The 15,840-nt window shown below is 71.0% G+C and carries 17 protein-coding genes; 6 read left to right on the forward strand and 11 right to left on the reverse strand.

Annotated features, from left to right (window positions below; all coding sequences use genetic code 11):
• Window positions 1-128: 128 nt before the first annotated feature.
• The 4 genes from KTR66_RS18945 to KTR66_RS18960 are packed head-to-tail and all read right to left on the reverse strand — an operon-like array spanning window position 129 to window position 4,047.
• Window positions 129-1,451 (reverse strand): ATP-binding protein, encoded by a 1,323-nt coding sequence (locus tag KTR66_RS18945; RefSeq protein ID WP_249732275.1) that lies wholly within the window; start codon window positions 1,449-1,451, stop codon window positions 129-131.
• Window positions 1,451-2,134 (reverse strand): response regulator transcription factor, encoded by a 684-nt coding sequence (locus KTR66_RS18950; RefSeq protein ID WP_213615320.1) that lies wholly within the window; start codon window positions 2,132-2,134, stop codon window positions 1,451-1,453. The genes KTR66_RS18945 and KTR66_RS18950 overlap by 1 nt, the downstream gene beginning before the upstream one ends.
• A 6-nt stretch (window positions 2,135-2,140) precedes the next feature.
• Window positions 2,141-2,881, reverse strand: a complete 741-nt coding sequence (locus tag KTR66_RS18955) for an SDR family NAD(P)-dependent oxidoreductase (RefSeq protein WP_213615322.1) — start codon at window positions 2,879-2,881, stop codon at window positions 2,141-2,143.
• Window positions 2,878-4,047, reverse strand: coding sequence for a TMEM43 family protein (locus KTR66_RS18960; protein WP_213615324.1), 1,170 nt, complete (start codon window positions 4,045-4,047; stop codon window positions 2,878-2,880). The genes KTR66_RS18955 and KTR66_RS18960 overlap by 4 nt, the downstream gene beginning before the upstream one ends.
• Window positions 4,048-4,141: 94 nt before the next feature.
• On the opposite strand from KTR66_RS18960, the gene KTR66_RS18965 reads away from it, so the two are divergent.
• Window positions 4,142-5,959, forward strand: coding sequence for an ABC-F family ATP-binding cassette domain-containing protein (locus tag KTR66_RS18965; RefSeq protein WP_213615326.1), 1,818 nt, complete (start codon window positions 4,142-4,144; stop codon window positions 5,957-5,959).
• Window position 5,960: 1 nt separating this feature from the next.
• Here the strand turns inward: KTR66_RS18965 and ribA are convergent, their stop codons facing one another.
• The gene (gene ribA / locus KTR66_RS18970; RefSeq protein ID WP_213615328.1) at window positions 5,961-7,127 is read right to left on the reverse strand and encodes a GTP cyclohydrolase II; all 1,167 of its coding nucleotides are present in this window, start codon (window positions 7,125-7,127) and stop codon (window positions 5,961-5,963) included.
• Window positions 7,128-7,323: 196 nt separating this feature from the next.
• On the opposite strand from ribA, the gene KTR66_RS18975 reads away from it, so the two are divergent.
• The gene (locus tag KTR66_RS18975) at window positions 7,324-8,007 is read left to right on the forward strand and encodes a response regulator transcription factor (protein ID WP_213615330.1); all 684 of its coding nucleotides are present in this window, start codon (window positions 7,324-7,326) and stop codon (window positions 8,005-8,007) included.
• 31 nt (window positions 8,008-8,038) lie between these two features.
• Here the strand turns inward: KTR66_RS18975 and KTR66_RS18980 are convergent, their stop codons facing one another.
• Genes KTR66_RS18980 through KTR66_RS18990 form a run of 3 tightly spaced genes read right to left on the reverse strand, consistent with a single transcriptional unit; the run spans window position 8,039 to window position 10,491 of the window.
• A complete protein-coding gene (locus tag KTR66_RS18980; RefSeq protein WP_213615332.1) occupies window positions 8,039-9,373 on the reverse strand; it encodes a HAMP domain-containing sensor histidine kinase in 1,335 nt (444 codons plus the stop codon).
• Window positions 9,374-9,393: 20 nt separating this feature from the next.
• Window positions 9,394-10,077 (reverse strand): response regulator transcription factor, encoded by a 684-nt coding sequence (locus tag KTR66_RS18985; protein WP_213615334.1) that lies wholly within the window; start codon window positions 10,075-10,077, stop codon window positions 9,394-9,396.
• A gap of 60 nt (window positions 10,078-10,137) precedes the next feature.
• Window positions 10,138-10,491: a PepSY domain-containing protein gene (locus KTR66_RS18990; protein ID WP_213615336.1), complete on the reverse strand. Its 354-nt coding sequence runs from the start codon at window positions 10,489-10,491 to the stop codon at window positions 10,138-10,140.
• Between the two features lie 187 nt (window positions 10,492-10,678).
• On the opposite strand from KTR66_RS18990, the gene KTR66_RS18995 reads away from it, so the two are divergent.
• Entirely contained in the window at window positions 10,679-10,906 is a 228-nt protein-coding gene (locus KTR66_RS18995; RefSeq protein WP_213615338.1) for a hypothetical protein, read from the forward strand.
• Window positions 10,907-10,984: 78 nt separating this feature from the next.
• On the opposite strand, the gene KTR66_RS19000 is transcribed toward KTR66_RS18995, so the two are convergent.
• Window positions 10,985-11,575 carry a malonic semialdehyde reductase gene (locus KTR66_RS19000; protein ID WP_213615340.1) on the reverse strand — a complete coding sequence of 197 codons (591 nt, stop codon included), beginning with the start codon at window positions 11,573-11,575 and terminating at the stop codon, window positions 10,985-10,987.
• Window positions 11,576-12,136, reverse strand: a complete 561-nt coding sequence (locus KTR66_RS19005) for a NifU family protein (RefSeq protein ID WP_213615342.1) — start codon at window positions 12,134-12,136, stop codon at window positions 11,576-11,578.
• A gap of 125 nt (window positions 12,137-12,261) precedes the next feature.
• Between KTR66_RS19005 and KTR66_RS19010 the strand changes: the two genes are divergently transcribed.
• Window positions 12,262-12,729 (forward strand): hypothetical protein, encoded by a 468-nt coding sequence (locus KTR66_RS19010; protein WP_213615344.1) that lies wholly within the window; start codon window positions 12,262-12,264, stop codon window positions 12,727-12,729.
• Between the two features lie 157 nt (window positions 12,730-12,886).
• Here KTR66_RS19010 and KTR66_RS19015 read toward each other — a convergent pair whose 3' ends face one another.
• Window positions 12,887-13,555, reverse strand: a complete 669-nt coding sequence (locus KTR66_RS19015) for a YggS family pyridoxal phosphate-dependent enzyme (protein ID WP_213615346.1) — start codon at window positions 13,553-13,555, stop codon at window positions 12,887-12,889.
• Here KTR66_RS19015 and KTR66_RS19020 point away from each other — a divergent pair.
• Together KTR66_RS19020 and KTR66_RS19025 are read left to right on the forward strand one after the other, a co-directional pair.
• Complete coding sequence (locus KTR66_RS19020) at window positions 13,554-14,180, forward strand: thiamine phosphate synthase (protein WP_213615348.1); 627 nt, start codon at window positions 13,554-13,556, stop codon at window positions 14,178-14,180. The genes KTR66_RS19015 and KTR66_RS19020 overlap by 2 nt on opposite strands.
• A 189-nt stretch (window positions 14,181-14,369) precedes the next feature.
• A complete protein-coding gene (locus tag KTR66_RS19025) occupies window positions 14,370-15,818 on the forward strand; it encodes a porin (RefSeq protein WP_213615350.1) in 1,449 nt (482 codons plus the stop codon).
• Window positions 15,819-15,840: the final 22 nt, after the last annotated feature.

Here is a 15,840-nt window from a genome sequence, read left to right on the forward strand (position 1 = left end):
GGCGCCGCCTCCGGCGGCTTGGCTTGCGGCCCTCAGACATGGCGCGCGGGTGATGAGGGCGTCGCGTGGCCGCCGGCCGCTTTGCGGCCGGATTCTCCGTCGTTCGTGCCGGTTCTGGTTGGGGGGCGCTAGTTGCCGGGCCGCAGGTCCAGCACGGCGCGCAGCCCTTTTCCGCCCGCGCCCGTCTCCAGCCGCAGCGTGCCGCCATGTGCCTTGGCGGCGGCGGCGACCAGCGCGAGGCCGAGGCCCGTGCCCGGCGTGGAGCGGCTGCGATCCAGGCGGTGGAAGCGGCGCGTCACGGCTTCGCGCTCGGCTTCCGGAATGCCCGGCCCGTCATCCTCCAGCTCGATCACCGGGCCGGGCCTGAGGCGCAGCGTGATGCGCGGGCCGCCATGGGTGATGGCGTTCTCGATCAGGTTCACCACCGCCTGGCGCAGCAGCCCCGCATCGCCGGCCATGCTGACCCCCGGCGCGATCTCGCGCGTCAGGCTGTGGCCCGCTTCCTCGGCCACCGCCTCCATCACCTCCGCGCATTCGGTGAGCAGCGTGGAGAGATCCACGGGGGAAAACCCCTCGCGCAGCACGCCGCTTTCGGCGCGGGCGATGCGCAGCAGCGCGGCGAAGCTCGCCAGCACGGAATCGAGCTCCGCCAGCGCGCGCTCCATCACCTCGGCGTCGCGCGCTGCGTCCCGCGGTGAAGCCAGCGCACCCTCCAGCAATTGGCGCAGGCGCGAGAGCGGGCTGCGCAAATCATGCGCGATGTCGTCCGTCACCTGGCGCTGCGCCTGCATCAGCGCCTCGATGCGGCCGAGCAGCGCGTTGAAGGTGGTGGTCAGCCGGTCGAACTCGTCGCCCCGGCCGGAGAGCGGCAGGCGGCGCGTCAGGTCGCCCTCCATCACGCCGAGCGCCGCCGTGCGCGCGCTCGCGAGGCGCTGCTCCATCCGCCCCGCCGCGATAAAACCCAGCAGCAGCGCCAGGACCGCCGCGACGCCGCCCGCGATCGGTGGGGTCCAGGCCAGCGCCGAAGCCGCGCGATCCACCGGCGTCAGGTCGGCGGCCACCAGCAGCGTGGCGCCCCCGGGCAGGTTGCCGCCCAGCACGCGCAGGCTCGGCCGCTCGCCCGTGCCGGGGAGGTTGGCGAAGCCGCGCAGCGCGGGCAGCGCCTCGGGGATGCGGCCCGCGATGGGGCGGCCATCGGGCCCCAGCAGCGCCACGAAAAGCGGGCCCCGGCGACGCGTATAGGCCTCGACCGCCAGAGCGAGCCCGCGCAGGCCGAATTCCTCATATTCGCGGAGAAATCCATCCGCCTCGGCCGCGATGGCGAGGTCGAGCTGCTGGCGCAGCGCCGCCTCCGCCCGCAACCAGCCCCAGCCCGACCCCAGCAGCGAGAGCACCAGCATCACCACAGCCGAGGCGGTGGCCGCGCGCAGGGCGAAGCTGCTGCCCCGCATCACGTGTCGGGTGCCTGCAGCGCGTAGCCCGCGCCGCGCACGGTGCGGATCATCGGCGCCTCGCCCGGCAGGTCGAGCTTGCGGCGCAACCGGCTCACATGCACATCCACCACATTGGTGGTGGGATCGAAGCTGAAATCCCAGACCTTCTCCAGCAGCATGGTGCGGGTCACCACCTGGCCGGCATGGCGCAGCAGATATTCCAGGAGGCGCCATTCGGTGGGCATCAGGTCGAGCTTGCGCGCGCCGCGCGTGGCCACCCGCGTCAGCAGATCCATCCGCAGATCGCCCAGCGTGAGCACGGATTGCTCGGCCGGCGGCCCGGCCGGGCGGCGGGCCAGCGCCCGAATCCGCGCGCGCAGTTCCGCGAAGGCGAAGGGCTTGGCCAGGTAGTCATCAGCCCCCGCCTCCAGCCCCTCCACGCGCTTTTCCACCTCGCCCAGCGCCGTCAGCACCAGGATGGGCGTCGTGATCTCCGCCATGCGCAGCGCGCGGATGATGGAGAGCCCATCCGGCCCGGGCAGCATGCGGTCCGTCACGATGATGTCGAAGGGCTCGCCCATCGCGAGGAAGAGGCCATCGCGGCCATTGGCCGCGTGGTCCACCACATGCCCCTCCTCGCGCAGGCCCTTGGCGATATAGGCCGCGGTGCTCTCGTCATCCTCGATGAGGAGGATGCGCATGCGCGCTCAGCTCAGCATCTGCCCGCCATCCACCACGATGGTGTGGCCGGTGACCCAGCCGGCGAGCGGCGAAGCGAGGAAGAGCACCACATTGGCCACTTCCTCCGGCTTGCCCATGCGGCCGAAGAGGATGGAGGCCAGCGTCTTGTTGTACAGCGCGGGGTTCTCGGTCTTGCGCTTCTCCCAGCTGCCGCCCGGGAATTCGATGGAGCCGGGGGCCACGCCATTCACGCGGATGCCATCCGGCGCATAGGTCGCGGCCTGGGACTGCGTGTAGTTGATCAGCAGCGCCTTCACCGCGGCATAGGCCGGGCCGCGCACGGAAGGCCCGAAGCCCGAGATGGAGGAGAGGTTGATGATGTTGCCGCGGCTTTCCTTCAGCGCAGGCAGGGCGGCGGCGGTGGCGCGGAAGGTGGCCAGCACGTCCACGTTCAGCGCAGCCGCCCAGCCTTCCTCGGTATCCGTCATGCCGAAGCCGGACGCATTGTTCACCAGCACGTCGCACCCGCCGAGCGCGGCCACGGCTTCGCCGATGTAGCGCTTCACGGCTGCGCCATCGCCGAGGTCGCAGGTCGCGGCATGCGCCTTGGGGCCGAGCTCCGCCTTGGTGGCGGCCAGCGCCTCGGCGCCGCGCGCGCAGATGGAGACGGCGGCGCCCGCCTGCGCGAAGCCCAGCGCCACGCTGCGGCCGATGCCCTTGCTGCCGCCACAGACGATGACGCGCTTGCCGGTAAAGTCGAAGCTCATGCGGGTTTTCCTTGAACAGCGGCCGGACGGTTCCGGCGGAGACGGGTGAGGCCGAAGGCGAGCGCGATGCCCAGCGCCAGGATCGCGATGCCCACCAGCGGGCGATAGAAGAGCCAGGCGATGGCGATGGTGGCCGGCGCGAAGATCATGGTCAGCACGGCGGCCAGCAGCCCGGTGCCGAAGCCCACGATGCTGCCGATGAAGGGGATGACGTCGGCCAGCACCTTCAGCGGGTTGAAGATGATGAGGAAGCCCACGAACATCACGATCGTGCCGACCAGGCGCAGGATCCAGGTGAGCGTGACATTGTCCGCCTGCGCCTGCTGGAACATCGCCGCCGCCGGCACGCGTCCCGCCTCGATCATGAAGAGCCGGTCGCCCGCGCGCGTTGCATAGGGGCCGAAGCCATCCCCCACCTGCGCGCCGATGACGGAAAGCGCATCGGGTGCGGCCACCTGCCAGGTGATGCGCAGATCTCCCACGCGGGGGTTTTGCGGGTCCTGCCCGATATAGCGCCCGCCATCCGCATTGCCGCCGGGGATGGCGAGCGAGGTGCCCGCCGGGATCTGGTTCACTTGCGCATCCGAGATGCGATAGCCGCCCAGCATCACGCGATCCGCATTGAAGCTGCGCGTCTGGTAGCGCGGCTCGGGATTCTGGTGGCCGTCCGGCTGGCGGAAGCGGCTGGAATCGATGCGCCCCTCGGCCCAGACGCGGCGATAGCTGTAGGTCGTCACCGTCTCCTGCCCGCCGCCCATGCGGGTGCGCGTCTCGCTGCTCGTCTGCTCCTGCCACTGGTACATCTCGACGCGGCGGGTGAGGCGCAGCGTGCCCGCGGGCGGCGTCACGTTGAGGTCCGGATCGCGCGGCACGCCGGCGGCACTGACCGCGCCCGCGACATGCACGAGGCGGCCTTCCAGCGCCGGGTCCGGCCGCTCGGACGAGGCGGATTGAATGAGCCCCGCGCCCTCGGTCAGGGAGCGCGCCGTCTGCACCGCGCGGCCCTCGTTCCAGAAGAGCAGGAAGCCACCCACCGGCAGCAGGATCAGCCCGACCAGAATGCCGGTGATGGCGCCGCCCAGGCGCTGGAACCAGGATTGGCTCGTGGTCTCGGTGAAGCTGTCATTCCCGAAGGAGGAGCCGTCATCGCCATTGCTGTCGGACATCGCGTTTCCCTATGCGCGTTGGGGCGCAGCAAGGCGTGATCCGCGGGCTTTGTCCAGCCTTGACCGCGCGCCACGGCCGGGCCATCGCCCCCGCATGGCCGCCCCCCCGCTTCTCCTGCTCGATGGCATCCGATTCACGCTCGGCAATGTGCCGCTGCTGACCGGCGCCGCCCTCTCCGTCTCGCCCGGCGAACGCCTTGCCCTGGTCGGCCGCAATGGCAGCGGGAAATCCACCCTGCTGCGCATCGCCGCCGGCGAGCTGGAGCCCGAGGACGGCACGCGCTTCCTCCAGCCCGGCGCCACCCTGCGCTATTTGCCGCAGGAGCCCGACCTCTCCGGCCATGCCACGGTGGAGGATTACGTGCTGGCCGGCCTTGGCCCCGCCGATGACCCGCATCGCGCCCGCGCCTTGCTGGAGGGTCTGGGCCTGACCGGCAGTGAGGGCACGGCGCGGCTTTCGGGCGGCGAGGCGCGGCGCGCGGCGCTGGCCCGCGCGCTCGCCCCGCAGCCCGACATCCTGCTGCTGGACGAGCCCACCAACCATCTCGACCTGCCCGCCATCGAATGGCTGGAGGCGGAGCTGGCCAGCCTGCGCGGCGCGCTGGTGCTGATCAGCCATGACCGGCGTTTCCTCTCGCGCCTCTCGCGCGCGACGCTCTGGCTCGATCGCGGCATGACCCGGCGCCTCGATCGCGGCTTCGGCGATTTCGAGGCCTGGCGCGAGGAGCAGCTCGAGCTCGAGGAACAGGCCGCGCACAAGCTCGGCCGGCAGATCGCGCGGGAGGAGCATTGGCTGCGCCACGGCGTCTCGGCCCGGCGCAAGCGCAACATGCGCCGCGTGGGCGAGCTGCACGCGCTGCGCCAGGCGCGGCGGGACCGCATCAAGCCGACCGGCACGGTGCAGATGCAGGCGGCCGAGGCCAGCGCCTCCGGCCAGCTCGTCATCGCCGCCGAGGGCGTGGCCAAGGCCTGGGGCGAGCGCCGCGTGGTGCGGGATTTCGCAACCCGCATCATCAAGGGGGATCGCATCGGCATTGTCGGCGCCAATGGCGCGGGCAAGACGACGCTGCTGAACATCCTCACCGGCCAGTTGGCACCCGATGCCGGCACGGTGAAGCTCGGCAGCAACATCGCCATGGCGACGCTCGACCAGATGCGCGGCGCGCTCGACCCCAACCGGACGCTTGCGGACACGCTGACGGAGGGGCGCGGCGACCAGGTCTGGGTCGGTGGCAAGCCGCGCCACGTCATCGGCTACATGCAGGATTTCCTGTTCATCCCGGACCAGGCGCGCACGCCGGTCGGAAAGCTGTCCGGCGGGGAACGCGGCCGCCTGCTGCTGGCGCGTGCGTTGGCCGCGCCCTCCAACCTGCTGGTGCTGGACGAGCCGACCAACGACCTCGACCTCGAGACGCTGGACCTGCTGGAGGAGATGCTGGGCGATTACGGCGGCACGGTGCTGCTGGTCAGCCATGACCGCGATTTCCTCGACCGCGTCTGCACCGGCATCATCATGGCCGAGGGCGAGGGGCGCTGGCAGGATTACGCCGGCGGCTACAGCGACATGCTGGCCCAGCGCGGCGAGGGCGTGGCCGCGCGCGCCGTGGCGAAGCCCGCGCGCGAGGCTCCGGCCGCGCGCCCGGCTGCCAGCGCGCCCGCCGCGCCCGCGAAAAAGATGAGCTTCAAGGACCAGCACGCGCTGGCCACCCTGCCGGCCACCATGGAGAAGCTGCAGAAGGAGATCGGCGTGCTGCGCAACTGGCTGGCCGACCCGGAGCTTTACGCGCGCGACCCCAAGGGCTTCACCCAGCGCACCGAAGCGCTCGCCGAGCGCGAGGCCGCGCTGGCGGCGGCCGAGGAGGAATGGTTGCGCCTCGAAATGCTGCGGGAGGAGCTGGAAGGCTCCGCCTGAGCTACTCCTCCAGCATATGCCCGAAGCGCTCGGCCTTGGTGGCGAGATAGCGGTCATTCACGCCATTGCCGGCGAAGGCGTGCTGCTCGCGCGTCACCACCTCGATCCCGCAGGCGGCGAGGCCGGCGAGCTTGTCCGGGTTGTTCGTCAGCAGCCTGACGCGCGGTGCCTCCAGCAGGCGCAGCATGGTGGCGGCGACCAGGAAGTTGCGCTCATCCGCGCCATAGCCCAGCGCCCGGTTCGCATCGAGCGTGTCCAGTCCCTGATCCTGCAGCGTATAGGCGCGCAGCTTGTTGACGAGGCCGATGCCGCGCCCCTCCTGCGCGAGGTAGAGCAGGATGCCCGCGCCATCCTCCGCCATGCGGCGCAGCGCGCCCTTGAGTTGCGGCCCGCAATCGCAGCGCAGCGAGCCCAGCAGGTCACCCGTGAAGCACTCCGAATGCAGCCGCGCCAGCGGCGCGCCACCCGCGGCCAGCACCTTTTCCGGCTCGCCCACCAGCATGGCGAGATGCTCGATCCCGCCATCGGCGGCGCGGAAGGCGACGATGCGCGTCTCGGGCGCATCCTCGAGCGGCACCCGCGCCTCGCCCACGCGGCGCAGCGAGGTGGCGGCGGACTCCGGATAGGCCTGCACCTCGGTGGCCGTGACGCGGAGCAGCCCTGGGGCGTCGGCGGCCGCGGGCATGGGGCAGGCCACCAGGGCAGGCAGCAGCCGGCCGAGCTTGGCCAGCGCCAGTGCCGGCGCGGCCAGCGGCGGCAGGTTGGCGCGCTCCAGCGCCTGGCCATCGCCCAGCAGCAATTCGGCGGTGGGGTCGGCGAAGGCGCGCAGGCGCTCGGGCGCGGTCAGGCCGGCCGGCAGGCGCAGCGCCACCGCGCCCTCATCCGGGGCGTTCAGCGGCACGGGCCGCTGCAGCACCGCCGAAGCCCGCACCGGCGAGAGCAGAAGGACCGGCGCGGCGCCCGAGAGCGCGGCCATCTCCGCCAGGCCCTGGGCGCCGACGGTCTCGGCCGCGGCCACCAGCAGCCCGGCACCTTCCCCTTCCAGCAGGACGGGCGTGCCGCGCCGCAACTCGGAGACAGCGCGGTGCACGGCACGCAGCGCAAGGATCTCAGCCGAGGGCGGCCGCGGGGCGGCGAGGCCGGAAGGAAGGAGGGCGGTGTTTCGCATTCAGCGGTTATCCTGCAACGCGCAAAGTCTACGCTGTCCAATCTACGGTGGAATGTGGCGATTGGATGCCGGCTGGCAGGGGGTCGCCACGAAACTTTCTTAACCCGCCCGCCATGCCTGGCATGATGGGTTGCGTTTCCCCCCGCCCGGCGGAGGTGCTAGTTTGTTCAGGAACCGTTCAAGTGATGGCCCCGCCATGCCTGGCAACCGCCGGATCCTTCTGCTGACCGAGGACGCCACGCTGGCCGCCCTGCTGCCGCAGCGGCTCGAGCAGGAATCGGCCAATGGCCGCCGTTTCGAGGTCGAGGCGGCCGCGCCGGAGCCGGGCCTGGCGCAGCTGGCCGAGGCAGCTGGCCGCATCGACGCCACCCTGCTGGATGCCGCGGCCAGCCCAGGCCCGTCCCATTGGGCCCCTCTGCTGCGCGAGGCCGGGGGCGGCCGCCCCGTCCTCCTGCTCGGCGGTGAGGCCGAGGGCCCGCTGCCCGAGGGCATCACCGAGCGGGTCGCCAAGCCGGTCCGCGCGCCCGAGCTGCTGGCCCGGCTGCATGCGGCCCTCGCCGTTTTCGAAGCCTCGCCCGAGGCCGCCATCCCGCTCGCCGGCTATGCCTTCCACCCGGCGGCCAAGCTGCTGCAGGGCAAGGGAGGCACCCGCATCCGGCTGACGGAGAAGGAGGCCGCCATCCTGCTCTACCTGCACCGCGCTGGCGGGCGTGCCGTGCCGCGGGCCGAATTGCTGGGCGAGGTCTGGGGCTATTCCAGCGCCGTCACCACCCACACGCTCGAAACCCATGTCTATCGCCTGCGCCGCAAGATCGAGCCCGACCCCCAGCAGGCGCGCCTGCTGCTGACCGATGAGGGCGGCTACAGGCTGGGCAGCTGAGGCCAGGGGGGGGTGGGGGGGCGCCCTGGCGTCAATCGGGCCCGCGATAGGATTCGGACGCCAGCCGCCCTGGCAGGTCGAGCCGCGCGGAGAGGCCGCCCAGCCGGGTGGAGCGCTCCAGGCTCAGATGCCCGGCATATAGCGCGGCCAGATCCGAGACGATGGCAAGGCCGAGGCCCGATCCGGGCTTGGCCTCATCCAGCCGCACGCCACGCATCAAGGCGGCCCCATCCTCGCCCTCCGGCAGGCCTGGGCCGTCATCCGCCACCTCGATCGTGATGCGCCCCGGTGCCGAATGGGTCACCCGCACCGCGACCTGGCGCTGCCCATACTTGCAGGCATTCTCCATCAGGTTCCCCAGCATTTCCGTCACATCCTGGCTGTCGGCCCGGATGCGGGCATCGGCCTCGCCGCTCACGCGGATGGTGATGCCGCGCGCGGCGGTCAGGCGGCGCAATGCGGTGGCCAGCGCCTCGGCCAATGCCAGGGGCATGCATTCCGCCCCCGCGCTGCCTGCCAGCGCACCCGCGCGCGCGCGGCGGAGGTGGTGCTGCACCAGGCGCTCCAGCGTGGCCGACTGCGCCCGGGCCCCGGGCAGATCCCCGGTTTCCAACGCGTTCCGCAGCACGGCGATCGGCGTCTTCAGCGCATGGGCCAGGTTGCCCACATGGTTGCGCGCGCGGTCCACCGTCGCGCGGTTCTGCTCGATCAGCGCCTCGATCTCGGCCACGAGCGGCGCGATTTCGGCCGGCGCCACCACATCCATGTGCTGCCGGCGCCCTTCGCGCACCTCGGCCAGCTCCTCCTGGGTGCGGCGGAGCGGGCGCAGGCCCCAGAGCACCAGAAGCGCCACCACGGCGACGAGGCCCGTGCCCAGCAGCGCGAAGGCGAGGATCACGTTCTGCCGGAGCGAGGCGATCTCCTCATCCGTGCCCTCGCGCACCACGGCCACCTGCACGGTGATGGGCACGAGGCCGAAGCGGCTCTCCAGCTGCACGTCGCGCTCCAGCAGGCGCAGCCGTTCGGAACGCGGGCCCTCCACGTCCCGGGCGCGCACGCCCTCGGGCTCACGCAGTGGCGGCAAGAGGCGCGAATCCCAGAGCGAGCGCGAGGTGGCCTGGCTGCCGCCCGGGCCGGTGATCTGCCAGTAATGGCCCGAGAGCGGGCGCTCGAAGGCGGGATCGGCCAGCGGGCGGGTCAGGATCGGGCCGGCCGAGGGGTCGAAGGCGGCGGCGGCCACCACCGCATCGAGCAGGCTGCCCAGGCGCGCATCCGCCGCCGTCTCGATCTGCCGCTGGTCTGTCTGCACGACGAACCAGCCCATCAGGCCAAGCCCCAGCGCCACCCAGAGGGTGGTCAGCAGCAACAGCCTTCGGGTGAGGGACTTCAACCGGGCGCGGCGGCGGCGGGCGAGGCCGGGATCAGCCGGTAGCCCTGGCCGCGCACCGTCTCGATCAGCTGATCCCCGAGCTTGCGCCGAAGGCGCGCCACGATGACCTCCAGCGTGTTGGAATCGCGGTCGAAATCCTGGGCGTAGAGATGCTCGGTCAGCTCGGTCTTGGAGATCGGCCGGCCGGCATGCAGCGCCAGATAGGCCAGCATCCCGTATTCCAGCGCCGTCAGCCGCACCGCCTGCCCATTGCGCGAGACGGCGCGGGCGGCGGTGTCGAGCCGCACCTCGCCGAACACCAGCTCGGTCTTGGCCACACCATTGGAGCGGCGGATCAGGGCATTCAGCCGTGCCACCAGCTCGGCCATGGCGAAGGGCTTGGCGAGGTAGTCGTCGGCGCCGGCGTTCAGACCCTCCACCTTCTCGGTCCAGGAATCGCGGGCGGTGAGGATGAGGACGGGCATGGCACGCTCGGCCGCGCGCCAGCGGCGCAGCACCGTCAGCCCATCCACCCGCGGCAGGCCGAGATCCAGCACCACGGCGTCATAGGGCTCGGTCTCGCCGAGATAGAAGGCCTCCTCGCCATCCATCGCGCCATCCACCGCGAAGCCCGCCTCGGTCAGGCCGGTGCGGAGCTGCTGGTGCAGTTCGGGGCTGTCTTCGACGATCAGGAGGCGCATGGCGCGGAAGATGCGCGGCGCGGCCGCCGGCGTCCAGCCTTGTTCCGGCGGTGAAGCGGCTCAGCGCATCGGCGCGCGGGGCTGCGCCTCGCCCTGCGCGCGCTCCTGCACCGGCCCGCGCGACCGCACCAGGGCGCCCGTCGCGGCGTCGAGCTCGACGATGAAGATGCGGCCATTTGGGGGCAGGATCTTCAGTTCATACAGCCATTGCGTGTCGTCGCGCTCCAGATCCGCCTCGATGACCCGGCCGCGGAAGCGGCGCTCCACCTCGGCCAGCAGGTCGGAGAGGGGGCGAATCTGGCCGGCTTCGAGCGCGGCGCGGGCGCGCTCGTGATCCCGCCGCTCCTGCGCCGTTGCCTGCGCGGGCGCGGCCATGGCCAGCGCGAAGAGAAGCAGGAGGGAGCAAAAGCGCATGCCCACCCTTGGAAGGAGCTGCCTGAATGAAGGCTGAATCATGGCATCAGGACAGGTTCAGGATGGGTGGCTTACACATCACTCTACCTTGGGTTGCCGACCCGATGCGGCGCGCCACTCGAGGTCAGGATTTCCAAGTGTTTTCAGGGTTGTCCCCAGGACGGACAAGAGGGTTTCGGAGTCGGTCATGATGCTCAGCACTTTCACGCATATCTCGCCGCACCTCCTCGGTCTCTTCATGCTGGCCCTGGCCTGCGTGCCTCTGGTCTTCGTCCTGCAGGACCGCAAGCGCCGCGCCGTCGAGCAGAAGCGCATGGCGCTGCTCCGGCGTGAGGCGCGGCTCGCTGCTGAACTGCATGGCCGCGGGCCGAAGAAGCCGCTGGTCGAGGGCTGGGTGAGCCAGGCGCCGCGCTGAGGAGCGCGGCGGCAGAGGGCGCATCGGGCCAGTCCAGACCGGCACATCTCCCCGGCGGGCGCCGCGCGGGGCGCCGGCTCAGAGAAGCCGGCAGGCCTCTTCGAACTCCAGCCGCGGGCCGCGCTCGAAGACCCCGGCCGGGTCGCCATGGCCGAGGTTCACCAGGAAGTTGGACTTCCACCCCGTATCGGCGAAGAACAGGTCATCCACCTTCATGTTGTCGAAACCGCTCATCGGCCCGACATCGAGGCCCAGCGACCGCGCCGCCAGCATCAGATAGGCGCCCTGCAGCGTGCCGTTGCGCATCGCCGTCGTGTCCGCGAGCGACCAGTTGCCGGCGAACCAGCTCCGCGCATCGGCATGCGGGAAGAGCTTGGGGAGCTGATCGTAGAATTTCGGGTCATGCGCCACGATGACCGTCACCGGCGCCGTCATCGTCTTCTCGACATTGCCGGGCGAGAGCGCCTCCTTCAGCTTCGCCTTGGCGGCGTCGGACGTCAGGAAGGCGAAGCGCGCGGGCGAGGAATTGGCACTCGTCGGGCCCCATTTCAGCAGGTCATACAGGGCGCGCAGAGTCTCCTCTGCCACCGGCCTGTCCTGCCACTTGTTCTGCGTGCGCGCGTTGCGGAACAGCTGGTCCAGCGCGGCGGCATCAAGGGATGCGGTCATTTACGCCTCGACCTGCTCGACGCCCATCACCTCGGGCACGTAATGGCGCAGCATGTTCTCCACGCCATGCTTCAGCGTGGCGCGGGAGGAAGGGCAGCCGGAGCAGGCGCCCTGCATCTTCAGCTTCACGATGCCGTCGCGGAAGCCGCGAAAGACGATGTCCCCGCCATCGCCCGCCACCGCCGGGCGCACGCGCTGGTCCAGCAGCTCCTTGATCTGGGCCACGGCCTCGGCATCGGCCGGGTCGAAATCCTCGGCCGCATCCTCGCCCACGCCCTCGATCACCGGCAGCTCGGCCAGGAAATGCTCCATCACCGCGCCCAGCACCTGCGGGCGCAGCGCCTGCCACTCGGTCGTGTCGAACTTCGTGACCGTGATGAAATCGGCGCCGAAGAACACGCGCGCCACACCCTCGAGCGCCAGCAGGCGCGTGGCCAGCGGCGAGCGCGAGGCATCATCGCCCACCACGAAATCGGCGGTGCCGGCCGTGCCCATCACGTCGCGGCCGGGCAGGAATTTCAGCGTGGCGGGGTTCGGGGTGCTTTCGGTCTCGATGAACATGGCGTGTTCCTGGGCGGAAATTTTTGACAGGACCTATGTGGTCCTGTTTCGAACCCCATGCAAGCGCGCGCCCTGGCATGAGCCTTGCCTCCTCCGGGTGGCAGACCCGCCCCCCGGAGCCCGCGATGCAAGACCCGATCCGCCTGGCCTTCCGCCCCACCGGCAGCCTCAGCGTCCCGCCGCCGCCGGACCGCGGGCCCGAACTCGGCCCGGAGGAGGCCATCCCCATCCCGGGCGAGATGACCTTCGACGAGTTCCTCGAAGGCCTGAACCCCCTGCACCACCTGCCGGGGGTGGGCATGATCTACCGGGCGGCCACCGGCACCGAGATCCATCCCACCATGCGCGCCCTGGGCGCCGGCCTCACCGGCGGGGCGCTCGGCATGGCGCTGGCCGGCGTGATGTCCGCCATCGAGATGACGCAACCCCTCGCGCGCATCCGTGCCGCGCTGAACAACGAGCCCGACCCGCTCACGCTGGCCCGCCAGCCGGTCAATCCCGCGGACGTCGCCCAGGCCTATCAGCGATGGTCCAGCCTTGCGAACCCCACCCAGCTCGCCGCCGCAACCGCCGCCGCGCGCGCCACGGGGTAGGGTGGTGCACCCGGGAGAGGCGCTGCCTCTCCCGGACCCTCACCGCCAGGGGCGTGCCGCCCCCTCCTGCCAAAGGCCCATTCCTGGGTTCCAAGGGCCTCTCGGCCCTTGGCAGGTGGGGTTTGGGGAGGACAGCGTCCTCCCCAAGGCGGCTCCCCTACCCGCGTGCGCCGAAGATGGCGGAGCCGACGCGGACATGGGTGGCACCGTGCCGGATGGCGGTTTCGAAATCACCGCTCATACCCATGGAGAGGGTGGTGAGGCCGTGGCGGGCGGCGATCCGGGCGAGGAGGTCGAAATGCGGCGCGGGGTCGGCCTCGGCGGGCGGGATGCACATGAGGCCGATGACCGGCAGGCCGTGGGTGGTGCGGCAGAGGGTGATGAAGGCGTCGGTCTCATCGGGCAGGATGCCGGCCTTCTGCGGTTCGGCCCCGGTGTTCACCTGGATCAGCAGGTCGGGCCGGCGGCCTTCCTTCTGCATGGCGTCCATGAGGGCGAGGGCGAGCTTCGGCCGGTCCAGGGTCTCGATCACGTCAGCGAGGCGCACGGCGTCGCGCGCCTTGTTCGTCTGCAGCGGGCCGATGATGTGCAGGCGCAGATCGGGATGGGCGGCGCGGAGCTGCGGGAACTTCGCGGCGGCCTCCTGCACGCGATTCTCGCCGAAGACGCGCTGCCCGGCGGCGAGGGCGGCCTCGACGGCCTCGACCGGATTGGTCTTGGAGACGGCGACGAGCCGGGCCGCGCCGGGCGGGCGGCCGGCCGCGGCGGTGGCGGCCTCGATTCGGGCGCGGATTCGGGTCAGGTTGGCGGCGATGTCTTCGAGCATGCGCCATAGAATAGGGAGAGGCCGCCGCGGCGCCATCCTGCCGCGCCGCTGGCTGCTGAGCGACCCGATTCGCCTGCCGGACCCGTCGCCCCTGCTGGGCGGGTTGCCGCGCGGGACTGCGGTGCTGCTGCGGAGCGCGGCGCCGGAGGTGGCGGTGCGGGTCGCCCGGCTTTGCCGGGAGCGGGGATTTCCGGTCCTGGTTTCCGGCGATGGCCGGCTGGCGTTGCGAATCGGCGCGGGGCTGCATGTTCCGGACCGCGCGGCGACGCGGGGGCTGCTGCCCTTCCTGCTGAACCGCCGTGGCGCCCTGCTTTCGGCGGCGGTCCATGGGCGGGCCGGTGTCGCCCGCGCGGGGCGGCTGGACGCCGATGTCGTTCTCGTTTCGCCGGTGTTTCCAACGGCGAGCCACCCGGGCGCGCCGGCACTCGGGCCTTTGCGCTGGGCGGCGCTGGCGCGCGCGGCCCGGGCAGCGGTCGGGTGCCATGCGGTGGCGCTGGGCGGCATGTCGGCTGGCGCGATGCGGCGGCTGCCACGCGGTCTGGCGGCAGGCTGGGCCGGAATCGGGGTGTGGAAGGATTGTGTCCTCCGGGACACAGTGTCTCAGGGAAGTCGCGTTTGGCTGTGAATGGCGGTTGCCGGGCCGCAATCCGCCAACGCATAGTCCGAGCCGGACCCAGTGATCATTGGGTTGTGAGGGTATCGCCGGCTACGGCCGGTTCCTTTGCAACCCGGAGGGTTACGGCCTCTTCCAGAGATGGAGGGGGAGGGTCAGGGGAACCAGCCGGCTCCGGCCGGCACGTGAGGAGAGTATAACATGCGCAAGATTTTGCTGGGCACGACGGCAGTCGTCTCGGCGGTCGTGGGCGCTGCCGTTATGGCACCCCAGGCCTCCGCTCAGGAAGCGCCGACCGTTCGTCTCGGTGGCTTCTTCCGGGCCTATTATGGCTATGTGAACCAGACCAGCCAGCAGTCCCAGTCCACCACGGGTCAGCTGAACAACGGCTCGTCCTCGGGCCTGCCGACCAACGTCGGCTCCGGCACGCAGAACGTTCCGCCCGATGGCGTGAACAACGCCCGCATCGGCAAGAACGACATCTCGACCGACGCCGGCATCGACGTCATCGTGAACGGCAAGCTGGCCAACGGCCTGACCTACGGCGCGCAGATCTCGCTGAACAGCAGCGGCATCGAGGGTCGTCAGGTGCTCGGTGGCCGTTCGTCCGCCGGCAAGACGACCGTCCAGGTCGACGAGATGTACGCCTTCATCGCCCACCCGCGCTTCGGTCAGGTTCGCTTCGGTGACGAAGACGGCGTCATGGGCGGCCTGATGAACTCGGGCTGGGTGCAGGGCTTCGGCACGGGTGGCGTGCACGGTTCGTGGGAGTCCTTCGTGACCCGCCAGGCCGGCGGCCGCACGACGACCGCCCCGGGTGGTCTGGGTGACAACTCCAAGATCATCTACATGACGCCGCAGTGGGCCGGTTTCGACTTCGGTGTGTCCTACGCCCCGAACGCGAACATCGGTGAGGACGTCGGCTGCCCCAACAACGCCAACTCCGGCTACTGCGACCGCGCCTATGCCTTCACCGGCGCCCGCAACTTCGGCATCTACGCCGCCGGCCCCGAGCAGGCTGCCCGCCGCAATGAGTGGCAGGTCGCCGCCCGTTGGCGCGGTAACGTGGGTGGCGTCGGCATCGCCGGCACCGTCGGCTACATCGGCGCCGGCGCGGCCCGTGACATGACCACGATGGGCCAGCAGGCTCGCGTGTTCAACAACATGAACATCTGGCAGGCGGGCGTTCAGGCCAGCTATGCCGGCTTCACGGTGGGTGCGAACTACACCTACGGCGACTACAACTTCTTCTGGGGCAACACCCTGCGTGGTGACCGTCCTGCGGAGCAGCTGGTCGTCGGTGGCCAGTACGTCGTCGGCCCCGTCACCGTCGGTGCCAACTTCGTGACCGGCCTCTTCGAGGGTGGCACGCGCGGCACGCTGACCGAGAACTCCACGGGCACGGCCTTCATCCCCGGCACCAACGCCTTCCCGGCGAACGTGAACACCAGCACCAACGCCGCGACCATGCGTCGCTGGGGTCTGGGCGCCGGTGCGAACTACCGCCTGGCCCCTGGCATGGACCTGATCGCCGAGTACGTCTACTACTCGGTGCGTGAGCAGGGCCGTGACCTGGACCCGAACCGCCAGGGCATCCAGAGCCGCGCGTTCAGCAACGTCTTCCTGACGGGCGTGCGCCTGGCCTTCTGAGCCAGACTCACCGCGTCACAGA

Source organism: Roseococcus sp. SDR (assembly GCF_019083995.1).
Lineage (GTDB): Bacteria > Pseudomonadota > Alphaproteobacteria > Acetobacterales > Acetobacteraceae > Roseococcus.

Bases quoted from the DNA above. Each gene is read 5' to 3' on its own strand.
- KTR66_RS18945 (WP_249732275.1), bottom strand. From the start codon at position 1,451: ATGCGGGGCAGCAGCTTCGCCCTGCGCGCGGCCACCGCCTCGGCTGTG.
- KTR66_RS18950 (WP_213615320.1), bottom strand. From the start codon at position 2,134: ATGCGCATCCTCCTCATCGAGGATGACGAGAGCACCGCGGCCTATATC.
- KTR66_RS18955 (WP_213615322.1), bottom strand. From the start codon at position 2,881: ATGAGCTTCGACTTTACCGGCAAGCGCGTCATCGTCTGTGGCGGCAGC.
- KTR66_RS18960 (WP_213615324.1), bottom strand. From the start codon at position 4,047: ATGTCCGACAGCAATGGCGATGACGGCTCCTCCTTCGGGAATGACAGC.
- KTR66_RS18965 (WP_213615326.1), top strand. From the start codon at position 4,142: ATGGCCGCCCCCCCGCTTCTCCTGCTCGATGGCATCCGATTCACGCTC.
- ribA (WP_213615328.1), bottom strand. From the start codon at position 7,127: ATGCGAAACACCGCCCTCCTTCCTTCCGGCCTCGCCGCCCCGCGGCCG.
- KTR66_RS18975 (WP_213615330.1), top strand. From the start codon at position 7,324: ATGCCTGGCAACCGCCGGATCCTTCTGCTGACCGAGGACGCCACGCTG.
- KTR66_RS18985 (WP_213615334.1), bottom strand. From the start codon at position 10,077: ATGCGCCTCCTGATCGTCGAAGACAGCCCCGAACTGCACCAGCAGCTC.
- KTR66_RS18990 (WP_213615336.1), bottom strand. From the start codon at position 10,491: ATGCGCTTTTGCTCCCTCCTGCTTCTCTTCGCGCTGGCCATGGCCGCG.
- KTR66_RS18995 (WP_213615338.1), top strand. From the start codon at position 10,679: ATGATGCTCAGCACTTTCACGCATATCTCGCCGCACCTCCTCGGTCTC.
- KTR66_RS19000 (WP_213615340.1), bottom strand. From the start codon at position 11,575: ATGACCGCATCCCTTGATGCCGCCGCGCTGGACCAGCTGTTCCGCAAC.
- KTR66_RS19005 (WP_213615342.1), bottom strand. From the start codon at position 12,136: ATGTTCATCGAGACCGAAAGCACCCCGAACCCCGCCACGCTGAAATTC.
- KTR66_RS19010 (WP_213615344.1), top strand. From the start codon at position 12,262: ATGCAAGACCCGATCCGCCTGGCCTTCCGCCCCACCGGCAGCCTCAGC.
- KTR66_RS19020 (WP_213615348.1), top strand. From the start codon at position 13,554: ATGCGCCATAGAATAGGGAGAGGCCGCCGCGGCGCCATCCTGCCGCGC.
- KTR66_RS19015 (WP_213615346.1), bottom strand. From the start codon at position 13,555: ATGCTCGAAGACATCGCCGCCAACCTGACCCGAATCCGCGCCCGAATC.
- KTR66_RS19025 (WP_213615350.1), top strand. From the start codon at position 14,370: ATGCGCAAGATTTTGCTGGGCACGACGGCAGTCGTCTCGGCGGTCGTG.